Consider the following 16,394-nt stretch of genomic DNA (forward strand, 5'->3'; position numbering starts at 1 on the left):
CAGGTGTTCCCGGCATGGGACGATTGGGACTTCGGAGGTGATCGGTTTTGTGTGGTAGGTACGCCTCCACCAAGGACCCGGCGCTGCTGGCGGCCGAGTTCGACGCGGTGGACGGGACCGGCGACGAGGCACCGGGGGCGGACTACAACATCGCGCCCACCAAGCACGTCATGGCCGTCGTCGAACGCAAGCCCGAGGACGAGGAGCTGGAACGCAGCGTCCGCGTCATGCGCTGGGGGCTGGTGCCGCACTGGGCCAAGGACCTGTCCGGCGCGGCCAAGATGATCAACGCGCGGGCCGAGACCGTCCTGACCAAGCCCGCCTTCAAGCAGTCGGTGGTCAAGCGGCGCTGCATCATCCCCGCCGCCGGCTGGTACGAGTGGCAGCCGGCCGAGGGGCGCAAGCAGCCGTACTTCATGACCCTCGGGGAGGACACCTCCCTGGCGATGGCAGGCATCTGGTCCGTGTGGTGGAAGGACGACGTTCCGACCGTCACGTGCGCTGTGCTCACCACGGAGTCCATGGGCGCGCTGACCGAGGTGCACAACCGCATGCCGTTGCTGCTGCCGCAGGACCGCTGGTCGGCGTGGCTCGACCCGACGTCGCTCGACCCGTCCGAGCTGCTGAAGCCGGACATGTCGATCGTCGAGGCACTTGAGCTGCGCCCCGTGTCGACCGATGTGAACAGCGTGAAGAACAACAACCCGTCGCTCCTGGACCGCGTCTCGTGACCACGCTGTTGGTGGACACGCCGCACGGCCCCGCGAGGGCCTCGCTGCACTGTGCCCACGAACCGCGTGCCGCGCTGCTGCTCGGCCACGGCGCCGGTGGTGGCGTCGAGGCACCGGACCTGGTCGCCGCGTGCCACGCCGCCAACTCGGTCGGCGTGCACGTGGCGTTGATCGAACAGCCCTACCGCGTCGCGGGCCGCCGTGCCCCGGCGCCCGCGGGGCAGCTCGACACCGCCTGGATGTCCGTGGTCGAGGACCTGGGCGAACGCTGGTTCGACGGCCTGCCCCTGGTGTTCGGGGGCCGGTCGTCGGGCGCTCGGGTGGCCTGCCGGACGTCGGTCGAGGGCCAGGCCGTGGCGGTGCTGTGCCTCGCGTTCCCGGTGCACCCGCCGGGCAAGCCGGAGAAGTCCCGGATGGCCGAACTGGACGGCGTCGAGGTCGCCACGCTGGTCGTGCAGGGCGAGAACGACCCGTTCGGGCAGCCGCCGCGCGCGCACCACCGCGAGGTCGTGCTGCTCAAGGGCGACCACTCGCTGAAGGCGTCCGTGGCGGACGTCGGCCGGTCGGTCGGGGAGTGGCTCGACCGCGTGCTGCGGCCCCTCGACTAAATCACCTGCTCACGGAGGTTCGCGGCATTACTGTGCCGCCCCATGACGCTTCTCGATGAGCAGGGCCGGCCCGAACCCCCGACCGACGGCGACGAGCTCGCCACCCTCAACGGTTTCCTGGACTTCCAGCGCGCGACCCTCGCGTGGAAGATCAGCGGCCTGACCGCGGAACAACTCGCCCAGACCACCGCGAAGTCCGAGATGACCCTCGGCGGCCTGGTCAAGCACCTCGCGTACGTCGAGCAGCAGTGGTTCCACGTCGTGCTGCACGACCGCGAGCCGCTGGAACCGTGGAAGAGCGTCGACTGGAAGGCCGACTACGACTGGGACTGGCACTCAGCCGCCGACCACACCCCGGAGGAGCTCACGGCCCTCTGGCAGGACGAGGTCGACCGCTCCCGCAGGGCCGTCGTGGAGGCGCTGGAGACCGGCGACCTGGGGCAGCCCGCGAAGCGCAAGCCGTGGCGCGGCGACGAGCGGACCGTGAACCTGCGCTGGATCCTCACGCATATGGTCGAGGAGTACAGCCGCCACAACGGCCACGCGGACCTGTTGCGCGAGGCGGTCGACGGCCAGACGGGCGAGTGACGCGCTGGCCGAAAGGCCAGGCGGTCGGCCATAAGTACGGCTGTCGTTCTTCGCGGCAACCGAATGCGAACGGGAGACGTCACCGCTGACGTAGGGGAAACACCGTTCGAGACGCATTCGGGGAGAACACGTGAACTCGTTCCGCTTCACCGCGCTGACCCTGGCCGGGGCCGCACTCCTGACCGCCGCGGGCACGCCCGCCCAGGCCGAGACGCCGTGGTGCACCGGCGCCGACCTGGTCGTCACCGCGCACGACATGCGGTCCCCGTCGCCCGCGAGCAAGGCGCACCGCATCCGGCTCGCCGCCGCGGACGGGGTGTCCTGCGTGATCGGCGGCAGCCTGAGCGACGTGCGCTTCCTCGACGCCGACGGCGAGGACCTGGGCATCGACCCGGAGGTCCAGCCCGGCGACTACGCCGAGGTGCTCGTCGGCGGGCACCGCGAGGCCGCCGTGTACGTGGCCTCGCAGATCCACGGACCACGCGTGACGCCCGCGTCCGTCCGCTTCACGCTGCCCGGCGAGAACGGCCCCGGCGACTCGGTCACGGCCGCCTGGCCGTCGAACCACAGCCCGGTCGTCCGGCTGGGCAGCCTGACCGCTCCGGTGAGCTAGGCGCTGATCGACGCCACCACGGCGGACGTCAGCCGCACCAGGTCGGCCGGCGCGATCTCCACCTCGAGACCGCGCCGCCCGGCACTGCAGAACAGGGTGTCGAACTCCAGCGCCGACGCGTCCACCACGACGGGCAGCCGCTTCTTCTGCCCCAGCGGCGAGATCCCGCCCGCGACGTAGCCGGTGGCGCGCTCGGCGTCCGCCACCACGGCCATCTTCGCCTTCTTGCCCTTCAACGCCGCCGCGAGACCCTTCAGGTCGAGCTGCGCGGTGACCGGCACGACGCCGACCGCGAGCTTGCCGTCCACCTCGGCCACCAGCGTCTTGAACACGCGCTGAGGCACCAGCCCGAGCGCCTCGGCCGCCTCCAGCCCGTAGGACTCGTGGCGGGGGTCGTGCTCGTACGAGTGCAAGGTGTGCGCCACCCGCTGCTTGTCCAGCAGCGCTGTGGCGGGGGTCCCACGTCCGGCCATGCGGAATTACTACCAGCACGTCCTTGTTGGACAGAACGTGGCAACGAACATGCTCGAGCGGTCACGCGTAGAGTCAGTCCCGACCCAGAACCTGTGGGAAGGGAGCGCGGTGCCCGCCACCGGCACGACAGAGACGACGGCGGAGCGCGCTGCGCGTTTCGAGCGCGACGCTATGCCCATGCTCGACCAGCTGTACTCGGCCGCCCTGCGCATGACGCGCAACCCGGCGGACGCGGAAGACCTGGTGCAGGAGACGTTCCTCAAGGCCTACTCGGCGTTCGCGTCCTTCTCGGAGGGCACGAACCTCAAGGCCTGGCTGTACCGGATCCTGACGAACACCTACATCAACGGCTACCGCAAGAAGCAGCGCCAGCCGATTCAGCAGCCGACCGACGAGATCACGGACTGGCAGCTGGCGCAGGCGGAGAGCCACACCTCGTCCGGGCTGCGCAGCGCCGAGGTCGAGGCACTCGACAACCTGCCCGACAGCGACGTCAAGGAAGCATTGCAGCGGTTGCCGGAGGAGTTCCGGATCGCGGTCTACCTCGCCGATGTCGAAGGCTTCGCGTACAAGGAGATCGCTGACATCATGGGCACCCCGATCGGCACGGTGATGTCCCGGTTGCACCGGGGCCGTCGCCAGCTCCGCGACATGCTGGCGGACGTCGCCCGCGACCGCGGGTTCCTCCGAGGCGGCAACGGAGACGCGTCATGAACTGCGGCGAACCCCACGACACCGACTGCTCAGAGGTGCTGAGCGAGGTCTGGCTCTTCCTGGACCAGGAGTGCGACCAGACGCGGCGCGAGGCACTGCAGACGCACCTCGACGAGTGCCATCCGTGCCTGGAGCAGTTCGGGCTGGAGGAGCACCTCAAGGCGCTGCTCGCCCGCAAGTGTGGTGGGGACTACGCCCCGGCGGACCTGAAGGCGCGCATCCGCGCCACGATCGTCACGATCCGCACGGAGGAGTAAGACCTCCGGCAAGACAAAAGGCCCTGGTCACCGTGGTGGTGTCCAGGGCCTTTCGCAGCACTCAGGCGTTGGGGCGCTTGCCTCGGTTGGCGCCGCCCTTTTTGCGGTCGCGGCGCTTGCGAGCACGCTTCGACATGGGTGTCTCCTAGGATCAGAACTGCTTCACCGTCCAGTTTCTCATGGAGGAGTTCTGAGCACGCTCACGGACCTTCTGGCCGAGCACACCAAGCTCTCCGGCGCCGCCGTCGACCACCTGCAACTGGTCGTCGCGGAGTGGCAGCTCCTCTCCGACCTGTCGTTCGCGGACTTCGTCATGTGGGTCCCCCTCGACGACGAGAAGTTCCTCTGCGTCGCCCAGGCCCGTCCCACCACGGCGCCCACGGCCCACCCGGAGGACGTCGTCGGCAGCGAGGTCTCCTCCGACGAGCACCCGCAGCTGCGCCGGGCGATGGACGAGTCGCGGATCTGCCGCGAGGAGGACCCGCGCTGGCACCTGGGCGTGCCCGTGCGGCGCGAGACCATCCCGGTGCGGCTCGGCACCCAGGTCATCGCCGTGCTGAGCCGCAGCACGAACCTGGCGGTGCCGCGCGTGCCGTCGCCGCTCGAGATCTCGTACCTCGGCAGCGCCGCCGACCTGTGCCAGATGATCGCGGACGGCACGTTCCCCGCGCCCGAACCCTCGCCGGACGTGCACACCAGTCCGCGCGTCGGCGACGGCCTGATCAGGCTCGACCCGTCCGGCGCGGTGGTCTTCGCCTCGCCGAACGCGCTGTCGGCCTACCACCGCATGGGGCACGCGTCCGACCTCGTCGGCGTGCACCTCGCCCCGCTCACCCGCAGCCTCATCGGCGACCCGTTCGACGCCACCGAGGTCGCCCAGCGCATCCGGCAGGCGCTCGACGGCCAGCCGTCGATGCGCATGGAGGCCGAGTCACGGCGTGGTGCGGCGGTGCTGTTCCGTTCGTTGCCCCTTCGGCCACGCGGGCAGGCCGCCGGCGCCATCGTGCTGTGCCGCGACGTCACCGAGGTGCGCCGCCGCGACCGCGCGCTGATGTCCAAGGACGCCACGATCCGCGAGATCCACCACCGCGTGAAGAACAACCTGCAGACCGTGGCGGCCCTGCTGAGGCTGCAAAGCCGCAGGTTGAGCAACCCGGAGGCGAAGGAGGCACTGGCGGAATCCGTCCGTCGTGTGACGTCCATCGCACTGGTTCACGAGACGTTGTCGATGAGCGTCGACGAGCGGGTGGACCTCGACGACGTGGTCGACAAGGTCATCCCGATGATGAGCGACGTGGCGGTCACCGAGACCCAGGTGAAGGTGCGCCGCGAGGGCGGGTTCGGCATCGTGCCGGCCGAGATCGCGACCCCGCTGGTGATGGTGCTGACCGAGCTCGTGCAGAACGCCTTCGAGCACGCGTACGCCCCTGGCCAGCGCGGGGAGGTCGTCGTGCACTCCGAGCGGACCGCGAAGTGGCTCGACGTGACGATCACCGACGACGGCAAGGGCCTGCCGCAGGGGTTCTCGCTGGAGCGCACGGACCGGCTGGGTCTGCAGATCGTTCGGACCCTCGTCGATTCCGAACTGAGAGGCTCTTTGAGCTTGCGACGGAGGCCCCGAGGCGGTACAGAGGCGGTCCTGCGCGTGCCGCTCAGAGGGCGGCGCTAAACTGACGCCGTGCACACGTGACGATCAGCCTCAGCGGTCTCACGTGGTCATGCGGGAGGGTGTGCAAACAAAAAATCAGGCCCGACACCTGGCACGGTGTCGGGCCTGATTTGTATCTACGCTATGCGGCGAACAGCCTGCTCAGGCGTTGCTGCGGGCGCGCGTGCGAGCGTTGCGGCGCTTGAGAGCGCGGCGCTCGTCTTCGCTCATCCCGCCCCAGACGCCGGCGTCCTGGCCGCTCTCGAGCGCCCACGCGAGGCAGTCGGAGACGACGGGGCAACGGCGGCAGACGGTCTTCGCCTCGGCGATCTGAAGCAGCGCGGGACCACTGTTCCCAACGGGGAAGAACAGCTCGGGGTCCTCGTCGCGGCAGATCGCGCGGTGGCGCCAGTCCATTGGAACTACTCCTCAGCCTAGGCGCGCACAAGGGCACGCCGGTTGTCAGCGGTCGTTTTTGGGGTGCTTGTGAATGCTTTCACGAACGGCAGAGATGTCAAGGGGTAAGCACTGACCCGGTGAGTGAACTCACCCAAAAGATCGACAGCGTTCACCTGGGGTTTCACGCTCTGCTGTCACTCGACTGCAGTACATCGCGGGTGCGTACCGAGACGGTCACGAACCGATCACGGACTGTCAAGGTGCTTACACGGCAACAGTCAACGCGTCGGGGACCGCGCGGAACTCCACCGCGGTGGTCGTTCCGAGGAAATCTCCGTCGACCTGGAGGTTGGCGGGTTCCTCGCACTTCACTCTGACATAACCCACGTCGTCACGCCGAACGAGATTTCCGCTCTTCGGGTTCCCGGTGGCGAGGACCTGCGCGATGTAACGACCGACGGTGGGTACCCGCAAAGTCCGCAACGCACTCAGGCCGAGGCCGCCGTCGAACGACGTGCTGGGGTTGAGCTGGATGGCCTTGTCGCCGAAGTACGTCCACGGGTCCGTGTTCGACACGAACACCATGCCGACGTCGTCGAACGCCGGCTCGTCCGGCACCTCGACGGTGAAGTGCTGCGGCTTGCGCACGAGTTGTGCGTACGCCTTGAGTGCGACGCTCAAATAGAGAGCGGGACTCGCGTTGTGGCCCTTCGCACGCTTCTTCTCGACGCCCGCGACGACATCGGCGTCGAGACCCATGCCCGCGTTGAAGGTGAACCACCGGCCGTCCTCGATGACGTCCGCGAAGACCTGGCCGAGCCCGATCCGGCGCTTGGTGCCGTGCTCGATCGACTGCAGCAGGACGTGCGTCGCCTCGACGGGGTCGCGGGGGATGCCGAGCGCGCCCGCGAAGACGTTGGCCGACCCGCCGGGCACGACGCCCAGCATCGGGCTGGCCGGGCGGGGGCCCGCGCGCAGGATGCCGTTGACCACCTCGTTGACCGTGCCGTCGCCGCCGTGGGCGATGACCAGGTCGAACCCGTCCGCCGCTGCCTGGTGGGCGGCGTCCGCCGCGTGGCCGCGGTAGGAGGTCTGGATGATCTCCAGCTTCACGTCGCTGGCGAGTGCGTGCGCGAGTACGTCACGGCCCGCCGGCGTCGTTGTAGTCGCCTGCGGGTTCACCACGAGAAGAGCGCGCACTACTTGAGAGTAAGACAATGCGTGACCGTCAGCGGCGCGCATGTCCTCCCTCAGGGTGGCCCCAGCCTCACGAAAGTGGCGCAAATCTCCCTTCCGTCAGTGTTCGCGTCCGCCCCGCAGACGAGTGCACCCCGGACGACCGCCGGCTCGCTGAAGGCCCCTTGATCTTCCCGCGCCGGACGTGCTTCCCGAGCCCTCCAACCGGGTGGCCTACGATCCGTGACCAGTACAGAACGTGAGGAAAGGTCTCCCGTGACCACTCAGACCCCGGCGCCGCCGCGCCCGGTGCGCATCGCGTCCGCGCTCACCTTCGTGCAGGGTCTGGGCGGTATCGCGCTGGCCGTCGCACTCGTCATCCGGGTGATCGGCGGCGCGACCCCCGCCGGCCCCATCCTGGGCGCGGCCGGTGTGCTCGTGCTCTGGTTCGGCGGGGTGCTCTTCGCGACGGTCATGCTGTTCCGCGGCCACCACGGCGCCCGCACGCCGGTGATCGTCACGCAGCTGCTGCTGCTCGGCTGCGCCTGGTACGCCTACGGCCCGTCGGAACAGCAGCTGCTCGGCTCGCTGGGCGGCATCTACTGCGTCGTCGTGCTCGTCTTCCTGTTCACGAACGAAGGTCGCCGGTGGGCGATGGGCGATGTGAACGAAGGTGACAAAGCCGACTAACGGAGGGTGGTCACGGTCACTCTGCCGGGTGAAGCTGTGGGTGGTTGCTTAACCACTCCCTGCACTCACGAGGTGACCAACCATGCGTGTCATGACCGCGATCGCGGGCGCCTTCCTGGCGGCGCTCTCCCTCGCCCCCGTTACCGCCACGGCAGCTCCGGAGAACCCGGACATGCAGCCGATGATCATCGGCGGCAGCTACGCCCAGAACTTCCCGTACGCCGCTCGCCTGTTCTTCAACGGCCGCGAGAACTGCTCGGCCACGAAGATCGCACCTCAGTGGATCCTGACCGCTGAGCACTGCGTCTCCGGCAGCGGCACGTACACGTTCCGCGCGGGCAGCCTGGACCAGACCTCGGGTGGCCAGCTCGTCACGGCCAACCAGATCATCAAGCACCCGTCGGCCGACCTCGCGCTCGCGCGGGTGTCCACGACGATGTCCTCGCCGTTCGCGCCGCTCGGCAACCCGGTCTCGGTCGGGCAGACCGTGCAGCTCTACGGCTGGGGCGCCACGTGCACCAACCAGCCGGAGATCAACTGCCAGTCGCGCTACCTGAAGGTGGCGAACACCCGCGTCACGTCCACCAACGGTCGTGACTACCGCGGTGGCCAGGCCATCTCGGTGACGCGGGTCGACGGCATCGCGGCCGGTGGCGACTCCGGTGGCCCGATGTTCGCGAACGGCCGCCAGGTCGGTGTCGCCTCGACGTCCGACCGCTCCACGCGGTCGAACTACACCAGCCTCAACAACACCAGCTACCGGTCCTGGATCCGCCAGTACACCGGTGTCTGAGACACCCTGATTCACCTGCGGTAACCCTGCGATGGCCCTCGGCTCCGGCCGGGGGCCATCACCCTGCGTGTTCACGAATGGTGGATGGACACGAACGGAGTAGCCGGTTACCGTGCCTCCAGCGTTCGCGCCGCTCGGCAGCAGGGTGAGGTGCGCAGTGCAGGACGGCCCGCAGCGGGTGACGACAAACGGCGATTCCGAGCGCCCAAATGTGGCTCGGCTGTTCGACTACTACCTCGGCGGGGCACACAACTTCGCGGTCGACCGCGTGCTGGCCGAGGAAAGCATCCGCAAGTACCCGGTCGCCGAGATAGCCCGCACGATCAGGTCGTTCTCCCGCCGCGTGGTGCGGCTGTGCGTCGAGGAGTACGGCATCCGCCAGTTCCTCGACCTCGGCAGCGGCATCCCGACTGCGGGCAACGTGCACGAGATCGCCCAGTCGCTCGACCCGTCGTGCAACGTCGTCTACGTCGACAACGACCCGGTGGCCGTGGCCCACGCCCGCACCATGCTGCGCGACAACCTCAGCGCCGCGATCGTCCAGTCCGACCTCTGCGACGTCGGCGCCGTGCTGCGCCACCCCGAGACGCGCCGCCTCATCGACTTCACCCGGCCGACCGCCGTGCTGATGATCGGCATCCTGCCGTACGTCACCGACGAGCCCGCCGGCGTCGTCGCCCGCTACCGCGCCGCGCTGGCCGAAGGCAGCGTCCTCGCGCTGACACACCTGACGAGGGACGTGGAGCCCGAACTGGTCGGGCAGATGGTCGACCTCGCGGTGGGCATGGACCAGACGATCGTGCCGCGGTCCAAGCAGGACGTGGAGGAGTTCCTCTGCGGCCTGAAGCTGCTGGAACCCGGACTGGTGCTCGCGGCCCACTGGCGGGCGGACGGCGAGCTCCCCGGCGCCTCCGCCGCGGCCGACGCGTCCACGTACGGCGCCGTCGGGATGATCTGACCCGGACACGGCGAAGGCCGGGCCCGACGCGCGGACCCGGCCCTCACGGCACTCAGGCGTAGTAGGCGCCCTGCGGGTTGGTGCCCGCCAGCGCGGCCGGGCCGCGGTACTGCGCGTTGCCGAACGCGAGGATGGCGTAGCCGATGAGGCTGAACAGCCACAGGCCGACGACGCCGAAGACGGCGTCCTTGCCGAACGACTTCGCGATGTCGATCGACACGATCACCGCGACCGCGATGTTCACGAACGGGATCAGCATGAGGATCAGCCACCAGCCCGGACGGCCGGCGATCTTCAGCCACACGTAGATGTTGTAGATCGGGATGATCGCCGCCCAGCCCGGCTGACCGGCCTTGGTGTTGACCTTCCACATGATGATGATGCCGATCACCGCGAAGATGAGGCTGATCACCAGGAAGACGCCGGAGACAGCCGCCGCCGCTGCGGGATCGATCTCGGGAGTTGTCGGGTCCACGGTCTTTCCTTCTTTCCACGCTTACTTGTGCCGGGGGATCGGCGAGCGGGGACGCTGCCAGCACCGTGGACCCGTCCTGTGTGGAATTCCCGTTTCGTGAGCCTTTCGAGACCTTCTGTCAACCTTCAGAGTGAAGAGCCGAGCTTGACCAGGGCTTCCTCGGCGACCCGCATGACCGTCCACTCGTCCATCGGGATGGCGCCCAACGACTTGTAGAACCCGATGCTGGGCTCGTTCCAGTTGAGCACCCACCACTGCAGGCGCGTGTAGCCCTTCGCGACGCACTCCTGGGCAAGCGCTTCCAGCAACTGCTTCCCGAAGCCCTTGCCACGCTGGTCCGGCGTGACGTAGAGGTCCTCCAGGTAGATGCCGTGCACGCCGTCCCACGTGGAGAAGTTGAGGAACCACAGGGCGATACCGACGACCTGACCGTCCACTTCGGCCACGTGACCGAACAGCGCGGGGCTCTCGCCGAACAGCGCGGTGTGCAACTGTTCCGACGTCAGGTGGCACTGCTCGGGCGCCTTCTCGTACAGCGCCAGCTCGTGCACGAGCCGCACGGCCGCGTCGACGTCGCGCGGCTCGATCCGCCGGATCATCACACCTCCCAGGCAGGCACGTTCAGCCTGCGCACCTGCGGGTCGCCCCGCTCGTCGCCCAGCTGGCAGATGCCGGCCGGGTCCAGTCCGAAGTGGACACCCTGGTCGGGCGCGAGGCCCAGCCACGCCGCGATCAGCACGCGGCTGAAGTGCCCGTGACCCACCAGCACGACGTCCCCGCCAGGCAGGATCCGGCGCACCTCGCCGAGCACCTTGCGGGCCCGGTCCTGCACCTCCGCGTGCGACTCGCCGTTCGGCATCGGGTGCGTCCACACCGTCCAGCCGGGCACGCGCTCGCGGATCTGCGGGGTGGTGATGCCCTCGTAGTCGCCGTAGTCCCACTCGGCTAGGTCCTCGGTCGTCGCGTTCACGTCCAGCCCGGCCAGCGCGGCCGTCCTGGTCGCGCGCTGCCGAGGGCTGGTCAGCACGAGGGCGGGCGCCTGGTCCGTGCCTCTGAGCCGGGCCAGCGTGGCGCCGGCGCGCCGGGCCTGCTGCTCGCCCTCGGGCGTCAGTTCGATGTCGGTGCGTCCCGTGTGCCTGCCGCTCTCGGACCACTCGGTCTGGCCGTGCCGCAGCAGGTAGAGGTGGGTGCTCACACCGTTGATCCTAAGGAGTGACGGGGAGCACGTTTGGAGTAGTCCGGCGTCGAGGTATCCCGGTCGCCATGACCGCCGAGCAGCCCGACCACGGCGCCCCTGACGAAGTCGACGCGCAGGAGATCCGCGAGAACTTCGGGGTTCGTGTCGCTCGGATCCGGGCGGAGCTGACCTCGACGTGGAACAAGCTGCGGCAGAACGAGCGCGACGCGGACGGCAAGGACGCGCTCTGAGATCGTTCGCCGGGTGTGGCCGAATATGCCGAAGAATGTCTCTTTCGGCCCTCCCACCTGGGAGTTCCGGTTCATTGGGCCGAATGGCGCACTACTGACGTCGGTTCGTCGTTTTATTTGGCGATTTCCCGGCGGAATCGAGTGCGATGTGCTGCGCAACGTCGCTAGAACGGAGTGGATCGTCCTTTTGAGGGGGACCCGCAGATGCGTCGTTCGCTCGCGCTTTTACTACCCGTTCTGCTGGCCGCGGCACTTCCGTCCACACCCGCGTCGGCCGCCCCGGACACACCTCCCGCACTCGGCTGGACCGTCTCCGGTGACGTGATCCGCTGGTCGACGGCCACGCCCGCGCCGGTGCTCGACGCCGGCGTGGAGTTCTGGGAGGGCGACCGGTTCCTGGGTCGCGCCGCGGAGTCCTCGGACCTGAGGTCGTTCACGCTGAAGGCGGCCCTGACCGACCCCGCCGCGTTGCAGGTGCGCTCGGCGGGCCGGCGCCTCGACGTGCCGCAGCCGCCGGTGTCCGGGCTGTCGGTGCCGGAGCTGCCCGCGCTCGCGCCCGAGGCGGACGTGGATCCGGGCACGCCGGGGCCGTACGCCACCACGACCGGCGAGTACGCGCTCGACCCGGTCAGGCTGCCCGAGTACCCGGTGCCGGTCGAGATGGAGGCCGTGGTCGTCGCGCCGCAGGGGGCGCCTGGCAAGCGACCGCTCGCGCTCTTCCTGCACGGCAGGCACTTCACCTGCTACAGCAAGTCCGATCCGAACAGGATCGCGCTGAGCTGGCCGTGCCCAACTGGCATGACGGCCGTGCCGAGCCACAAGGGGTACCTGAAGGCGCAGCGGTTGCTGGCGTCGCAGGGGTACCTGACCGTGTCGATCTCCGCCAACGCCGTCAACGCCCAGGACGCGCAGACCGTCGACGCGGGCGCGCAGGGCCGGTCGTCGCTGGTGCGCCACCACCTGGCGAAGTGGGCGGACTGGGCCGCCGGCCAGGGGTCACCGCCCGACGTGGTGAGGTCCGGGCCACCCGCCGACCTGTCGAAGGTGCTGCTGGTCGGGCACTCCCGCGGTGGTGAGGGCGTCAACCGCGCCGCCACCGACAGCCTCACCCCGCCGCCCGGCGACACGGGGTTCTCCGGTCCGGTGCGCTGGAGCATCGCGGGCACGGTGATGGTCGGCCCGACGATCTTCGGCCACAACCCGGCGCCGGACGTGCCCTCGGTGACGTTCCTGCCCGGCTGCGACGGCGACGTGTCCGACCTGCAGGGCCAGATCCTCGTGGACCAGACGCGTGGCCTGAGCAGGGGCGAGGCGCTGCACAGCGCGTTGTACATGATCGGCGCGAACCACAACTACTTCAACAGCGAGTGGACGCCCGGCCAGGCTGAGGCGCCGGCGTCCGACGACTTCTTCCCCGGCCAGCAGCCGGACCCGCTGTGCACGCCCGGCACGGCGACCCGGCTGACCGCCGACCAGCAGCAGGCCATGGGCGCCACGTACGTCGCGGCCTCCGCGAAGGTGTTCCTCGACCGCGACGAGTCGGTGCTGCCGCTGCTCGACGGCACGGGCGTGCGCGCGCCGTCCGCCGACCCGGCCCGCGTGCTCTCGCACGCCACCGGTGCCGACCGCAGGTCGTTCGTCGGGCCGGACGGCGCGACCGGGGCGTCCGGCAGCGCCCGGATCTGCCAGCAGACGTCCCGCGACGCGGCGACGGGCTGCACCGCCACTCTTCGTTCGCCCCACTTCGTGCCGTTCCGCGGGGCGGTGGCGCAGCCGGAACGCCTTGCGGTGGCGTTGAAGTGGACGGCCGCGGGGCAGGCCGGTGTGATCACGCCCGCCCGGCCCGTGCCGCTGACCGGTTCGCGGGAGCTGGCGCTGCGGCTGGCCGTCGCACCGAACGCGGAGGCGTCGAGGTTCGGCGTCGCGGTGACCGACCACAGTGGACAGAAGCACGCGCTCGGTGCCGTCTCGGTGACCGGAGTGCCCGGCACGAGCCGGACGAGTTCCCTGTGGGCGCAGGAGGTCCGGGTGCCGCTCCCGTCGGGTGTGGACACGTTCGCCTCGCTGGAGCTCGTGCCGGAGTCCGCGTCCGGCGAGGCGTGGCTGATCGACGCCCACGGCTGGGACAAGGACCTGGTGGACGTCGTCCCGGCGACGCTGCCCCGCGCCGACGCGGCGTTGACGACGGTGGACGAGGGTGACTCGGGTACACAGACCCACAACATCGTCGTGACGGTCGACGGCACCGGCACCCGCGTGGTCCGGCTGTTCTACAACGACCCCGCCACGAGGCAGCCGAAGACCGAGCTCGTGACGCTGGAGCAGGGCCGGAACCGCGCCGAGGTCCCGGTGACCTACACCGGCAACACGAGGTGGGGCAACGACACCCGCTACCCGATCATGGTGCAGGCGATCTCGAACGTGGTCGTCGGTGCCGCCACCGGCGCCCTGGTCGTGCGCAACGACGACCCGGCACCGCAGCTGACCGTCACGCCCGTGGCGGACAGCGTGGCGGAAGGCGGTGTCCTGAAGTGGAGGCTGACCCTCTCCGCCGCCGCGGACGGCGCGTTCACGCTCATCGGTGTCCCGGTGGCGCCCGCCTCCGGCACCGAACTGTCCACAACGGACGTGAACGCGGACTGGCTCCTCCGCTACTCCGGTGAGCAGGCGACGCCGTCGCGGCCGTTGTCGAGCACCAGGCTCGGGCTCTACACCGTGGTCGAGCCCGGCCAGACCTCGGTCGAGTTCGAGGTGCCGACCACGACCGACGCCGAGTCCGAGGGCGAGGAGCAGGTCCGGCTGCGGTTCGACGGCCTGTCGCCCACCGGCGTCGGCTTCGAGGTGACCGGCAAGGTCACGCAGGCGGTGTGACCGCGCGCGGGTGGTCGTCCAGGCGGCCACCCGCGCTCTGCGCCGTCCAGCTGCTCAGCAGGCGGAGCTTCTCCTCGGACGGCGACCCGGTGTCGGCGGTGTAGACGACGACGGTCTGCCCCTGCGCGTCCGGCAGCCGCAACGTCTGCCAGTTGAGCTTCAGCTCGCCCACGGCCTCGTGGAAGAACCGCTTGACGCCGTGCCGGTGCTCGGAGAGCCGGTAGTCCGCCCACATCCGCGCGAACTCGTCCGACCGCGTGCTCAGGTCCCCGACGAGCCGTGACAGGGCATCTCCGCTCGGGACGGCGCGCAACGTGGCGACGATGTCGGCCGCGATCTCGGCCCAGTCCCGGTACACGATCCGCGCGCGGGGGTTCAGGAACATCCACCTCGCGAGGTTGCGCTCCTCCGGCGGCATGGCCTCGAAGTCGTCGAGCAGCGCCTTGCCGGCGTGGTTGATGCCGAGGATCTCCAGGTGCGGCCCGTGGATGACGGCGGGCACGTTCATGGCCCTGACCATCGACTGCACCGCCGGCCGCGCCCGCACGACCTGCCGCCGCACGGGTTCGGCCTGCAGCAGGCTCGCGAAGTACCGGCTCTCCACGTCGTCGAGCCGCAGAGCCCGCGCGACCGCGTCCACCACCTGCTCGGACACGTTGCGCGCCCGCCCCTGCTCGAGCTTGACGTAGTAGTCGACGCTGACCCCGGCGAGGATCGCCACCTCGGCCCGCCGCAACCCCTTGACCCGCCGCGGCGTGGTGGCCGCAGGCAGTCCCACGTCCTCCGGCGACAGAGCCGCGCGGCGGGAGGTGAGGAAGTCGCGCAGTTCGCTGGTCATGGTCCCGAGTATGGCGTCGCGCGGCGCTGGGTGGCGGTGCGTGGGTGGTACTGCCAGAGCCACGACGAGGGGTACCAGCTATCCGGTTCTCTTCGGCGCTGCGCCGGGACGTAATTGAGTCACAGACAACGTCCCGCAAGGAGAACACCATGTCCGTCTGGTTCGTCACCGGAGCGTCCCGCGGCCTCGGCCTGGAGATCGTGAAGGCCGCGCTCGACCGCGGCGACGAGGTGGTGGCGACCGCCCGCGACCCCCGCGCGATCGAGCAGTCGCTGGGCACCTCCGCCGGCCTGCTGGCCCTGCCACTGGACGTCACGTCCCAGGACCAGGCCGACGAGGCCGTGCGGCAGGCGATCGCCCGCTTCGGCCGGATCGACGTCCTGGTCAACAACGCGGGCCGGGGCCTCGTCGGCGCCGTGGAGGAGACCAGCGACGCCGAGGCGCGAGCGGTCTTCGACATCAACGTCTTCGGCCTGCTGACCGTGCTACGCGCCGTGGTCCCGACCATGCGCGCCGCCCGCGCCGGCCGAATCCTGAACATCAGCTCCACCGGCGGCGTCGTCGCGTGGGCGGGCTGGGGCGTCTACAGCGCCACGAAGTTCGCGCTGGAGGGCATCACCGAGGCCCTGCGCCTCGAACTGGCACCGCTCGGCATCCAGGTCACCTCGGTCCAGCCCGGCCCGCTGCGCACCGACTTCCTGGCCTCGTCGTCCCTCGGCCAGGTGGAGCGCGTGATCGCCGACTACGCGCCGACCGGCGGTGCGTCCCGGGAGTGGGCCGGGGCGAACCACGGGCTGCAGGAGGGTGACCCGGTGAAGGCGGCCGGGGCGTTGACGACGCTGGTCGACCTCGACGAGATGCCGGCCCGGTTGCCGCTCGGCACGTCCACGCTGGCGGACATCCGGGCGAAGCTCGCGGCGGTCGGGGCGGAGCTGGAGGAGTGGCAGGAGCTGTCGCGGTCGACCGACGTCGTGCCCGCCTGAGCACCGGGCCCGGAACGCGGAACGGCGCCGCCCCCTGCCCAGGGGAGCGGCGCCGTCCGCGCAAGACCGGTGCGGGGCTCAGCCCTGCTTGGTCTCCCAGAAGATCTTGTCGATTTGTCCGGGAACATGACCTGAGCTGCGGCAACGGGT

General features: G+C 69.9%; 20 protein-coding genes. 13 read left to right on the forward strand and 7 right to left on the reverse strand.

Going from position 1 to position 16,394, the window contains the following annotated elements; genetic code table 11:
* Window positions 1-47 precede the first annotated feature (47 nt).
* The 4 genes from ABZX02_RS39520 to ABZX02_RS39535 all read left to right on the forward strand — a co-directional run bounded on the left by ABZX02_RS39520 (window position 48) and on the right by ABZX02_RS39535 (window position 2,540).
* Complete coding sequence (locus ABZX02_RS39520; protein ID WP_355306502.1) at window positions 48-731, forward strand: SOS response-associated peptidase; 684 nt, start codon at window positions 48-50, stop codon at window positions 729-731.
* The gene (locus ABZX02_RS39525; RefSeq protein ID WP_355306504.1) at window positions 728-1,339 is read left to right on the forward strand and encodes an alpha/beta family hydrolase; all 612 of its coding nucleotides are present in this window, start codon (window positions 728-730) and stop codon (window positions 1,337-1,339) included. Before ABZX02_RS39520 ends, ABZX02_RS39525 begins: the two co-directional genes overlap by 4 nt.
* A gap of 42 nt (window positions 1,340-1,381) precedes the next feature.
* Window positions 1,382-1,927 (forward strand): DinB family protein, encoded by a 546-nt coding sequence (locus tag ABZX02_RS39530; protein ID WP_355306506.1) that lies wholly within the window; start codon window positions 1,382-1,384, stop codon window positions 1,925-1,927.
* A 130-nt stretch (window positions 1,928-2,057) separates the two neighbouring features.
* Entirely contained in the window at window positions 2,058-2,540 is a 483-nt protein-coding gene (locus ABZX02_RS39535) for a hypothetical protein (protein WP_355306508.1), read from the forward strand.
* On the opposite strand, the gene ybaK is transcribed toward ABZX02_RS39535, so the two are convergent.
* Window positions 2,537-3,013, reverse strand: coding sequence for a Cys-tRNA(Pro) deacylase (gene ybaK, locus ABZX02_RS39540; RefSeq protein WP_355306510.1), 477 nt, complete (start codon window positions 3,011-3,013; stop codon window positions 2,537-2,539). The genes ABZX02_RS39535 and ybaK overlap by 4 nt on opposite strands.
* A 49-nt stretch (window positions 3,014-3,062) precedes the next feature.
* Here ybaK and ABZX02_RS39545 point away from each other — a divergent pair, with 49 nt between their 5' ends.
* From ABZX02_RS39545 to ABZX02_RS39555, 3 genes are all read left to right on the forward strand, one after another.
* Window positions 3,063-3,728, forward strand: a complete 666-nt coding sequence (locus ABZX02_RS39545) for a sigma-70 family RNA polymerase sigma factor (protein ID WP_355306618.1) — start codon at window positions 3,063-3,065, stop codon at window positions 3,726-3,728.
* Entirely contained in the window at window positions 3,725-3,985 is a 261-nt protein-coding gene (gene rsrA, locus ABZX02_RS39550) for a mycothiol system anti-sigma-R factor (protein ID WP_355306512.1), read from the forward strand. The genes ABZX02_RS39545 and rsrA overlap by 4 nt, the downstream gene beginning before the upstream one ends.
* A 190-nt stretch (window positions 3,986-4,175) precedes the next feature.
* Window positions 4,176-5,654 carry a histidine kinase N-terminal domain-containing protein gene (locus ABZX02_RS39555; RefSeq protein ID WP_355306620.1) on the forward strand — a complete coding sequence of 493 codons (1,479 nt, stop codon included), beginning with the start codon at window positions 4,176-4,178 and terminating at the stop codon, window positions 5,652-5,654.
* A 141-nt stretch (window positions 5,655-5,795) separates the two neighbouring features.
* Here the strand turns inward: ABZX02_RS39555 and ABZX02_RS39560 are convergent, their stop codons facing one another.
* Window positions 5,796-6,050, reverse strand: coding sequence for a WhiB family transcriptional regulator (locus ABZX02_RS39560; RefSeq protein ID WP_015104912.1), 255 nt, complete (start codon window positions 6,048-6,050; stop codon window positions 5,796-5,798).
* A gap of 246 nt (window positions 6,051-6,296) precedes the next feature.
* The gene (locus ABZX02_RS39565; RefSeq protein WP_355306514.1) at window positions 6,297-7,232 is read right to left on the reverse strand and encodes a diacylglycerol kinase family protein; all 936 of its coding nucleotides are present in this window, start codon (window positions 7,230-7,232) and stop codon (window positions 6,297-6,299) included.
* Between the two features lie 252 nt (window positions 7,233-7,484).
* Here ABZX02_RS39565 and ABZX02_RS39570 point away from each other — a divergent pair, with 252 nt between their 5' ends.
* The 3 genes from ABZX02_RS39570 (at window position 7,485) to ABZX02_RS39580 (ending at window position 9,649) form a co-directional block, all read left to right on the forward strand.
* The gene (locus ABZX02_RS39570) at window positions 7,485-7,898 is read left to right on the forward strand and encodes a hypothetical protein (RefSeq protein ID WP_355306516.1); all 414 of its coding nucleotides are present in this window, start codon (window positions 7,485-7,487) and stop codon (window positions 7,896-7,898) included.
* Between the two features lie 82 nt (window positions 7,899-7,980).
* Complete coding sequence (locus tag ABZX02_RS39575; RefSeq protein WP_355306518.1) at window positions 7,981-8,691, forward strand: trypsin-like serine protease; 711 nt, start codon at window positions 7,981-7,983, stop codon at window positions 8,689-8,691.
* Window positions 8,692-8,869: 178 nt separating this feature from the next.
* On the forward strand, window positions 8,870-9,649 hold the full coding sequence (locus tag ABZX02_RS39580; RefSeq protein ID WP_355306622.1) for an SAM-dependent methyltransferase: 780 nt from the start codon (window positions 8,870-8,872) through the stop codon (window positions 9,647-9,649).
* Window positions 9,650-9,701: 52 nt separating this feature from the next.
* On the opposite strand, the gene ABZX02_RS39585 is transcribed toward ABZX02_RS39580, so the two are convergent.
* The 3 genes from ABZX02_RS39585 to ABZX02_RS39595 all read right to left on the reverse strand — a co-directional run bounded on the left by ABZX02_RS39585 (window position 9,702) and on the right by ABZX02_RS39595 (window position 11,319).
* The gene (locus tag ABZX02_RS39585; RefSeq protein ID WP_355306520.1) at window positions 9,702-10,124 is read right to left on the reverse strand and encodes a DUF5684 domain-containing protein; all 423 of its coding nucleotides are present in this window, start codon (window positions 10,122-10,124) and stop codon (window positions 9,702-9,704) included.
* Between the two features lie 125 nt (window positions 10,125-10,249).
* Window positions 10,250-10,723: a GNAT family N-acetyltransferase gene (locus ABZX02_RS39590; RefSeq protein ID WP_355306522.1), complete on the reverse strand. Its 474-nt coding sequence runs from the start codon at window positions 10,721-10,723 to the stop codon at window positions 10,250-10,252.
* Window positions 10,723-11,319 carry a histidine phosphatase family protein gene (locus tag ABZX02_RS39595; RefSeq protein WP_355306524.1) on the reverse strand — a complete coding sequence of 199 codons (597 nt, stop codon included), beginning with the start codon at window positions 11,317-11,319 and terminating at the stop codon, window positions 10,723-10,725. The genes ABZX02_RS39590 and ABZX02_RS39595 overlap by 1 nt, the downstream gene beginning before the upstream one ends.
* 68 nt (window positions 11,320-11,387) lie before the next feature.
* Between ABZX02_RS39595 and ABZX02_RS39600 the strand changes: the two genes are divergently transcribed.
* Together ABZX02_RS39600 and ABZX02_RS39605 are read left to right on the forward strand one after the other, a co-directional pair.
* On the forward strand, window positions 11,388-11,552 hold the full coding sequence (locus ABZX02_RS39600; RefSeq protein ID WP_355306526.1) for a hypothetical protein: 165 nt from the start codon (window positions 11,388-11,390) through the stop codon (window positions 11,550-11,552).
* A gap of 204 nt (window positions 11,553-11,756) precedes the next feature.
* The gene (locus ABZX02_RS39605) at window positions 11,757-14,423 is read left to right on the forward strand and encodes a hypothetical protein (RefSeq protein ID WP_355306528.1); all 2,667 of its coding nucleotides are present in this window, start codon (window positions 11,757-11,759) and stop codon (window positions 14,421-14,423) included.
* Here the strand turns inward: ABZX02_RS39605 and ABZX02_RS39610 are convergent.
* On the reverse strand, window positions 14,407-15,261 hold the full coding sequence (locus ABZX02_RS39610; protein WP_355306530.1) for a helix-turn-helix transcriptional regulator: 855 nt from the start codon (window positions 15,259-15,261) through the stop codon (window positions 14,407-14,409). The genes ABZX02_RS39605 and ABZX02_RS39610 overlap by 17 nt on opposite strands.
* Before the next feature lie 149 nt (window positions 15,262-15,410).
* Between ABZX02_RS39610 and ABZX02_RS39615 the strand changes: the two genes are divergently transcribed.
* A complete protein-coding gene (locus tag ABZX02_RS39615; protein WP_355306532.1) occupies window positions 15,411-16,244 on the forward strand; it encodes an oxidoreductase in 834 nt (277 codons plus the stop codon).
* Window positions 16,245-16,394: the final 150 nt, after the last annotated feature.

It is taken from the genome of Lentzea sp. NPDC003310 (assembly GCF_040610935.1).
GTDB lineage: Bacteria > Actinomycetota > Actinomycetes > Mycobacteriales > Pseudonocardiaceae > Lentzea.

Coding starts and splice junctions, on each gene's coding strand:
- ABZX02_RS39615 (WP_355306532.1), top strand. CDS start 15,411: ATGTCCGTCTGGTTCGTCACCGGAGCGTCCCGCGGCCTCGGCCTGGAG.
- ybaK (WP_355306510.1), bottom strand. CDS start 3,013: ATGGCCGGACGTGGGACCCCCGCCACAGCGCTGCTGGACAAGCAGCGG.
- ABZX02_RS39605 (WP_355306528.1), top strand. CDS start 11,757: ATGCGTCGTTCGCTCGCGCTTTTACTACCCGTTCTGCTGGCCGCGGCA.
- ABZX02_RS39590 (WP_355306522.1), bottom strand. CDS start 10,723: ATGATCCGGCGGATCGAGCCGCGCGACGTCGACGCGGCCGTGCGGCTC.
- rsrA (WP_355306512.1), top strand. CDS start 3,725: ATGAACTGCGGCGAACCCCACGACACCGACTGCTCAGAGGTGCTGAGC.
- ABZX02_RS39575 (WP_355306518.1), top strand. CDS start 7,981: ATGCGTGTCATGACCGCGATCGCGGGCGCCTTCCTGGCGGCGCTCTCC.
- ABZX02_RS39545 (WP_355306618.1), top strand. CDS start 3,063: ATGCTCGAGCGGTCACGCGTAGAGTCAGTCCCGACCCAGAACCTGTGG.
- ABZX02_RS39560 (WP_015104912.1), bottom strand. CDS start 6,050: ATGGACTGGCGCCACCGCGCGATCTGCCGCGACGAGGACCCCGAGCTG.
- ABZX02_RS39530 (WP_355306506.1), top strand. CDS start 1,382: ATGACGCTTCTCGATGAGCAGGGCCGGCCCGAACCCCCGACCGACGGC.
- ABZX02_RS39610 (WP_355306530.1), bottom strand. CDS start 15,261: ATGACCAGCGAACTGCGCGACTTCCTCACCTCCCGCCGCGCGGCTCTG.
- ABZX02_RS39600 (WP_355306526.1), top strand. CDS start 11,388: ATGACCGCCGAGCAGCCCGACCACGGCGCCCCTGACGAAGTCGACGCG.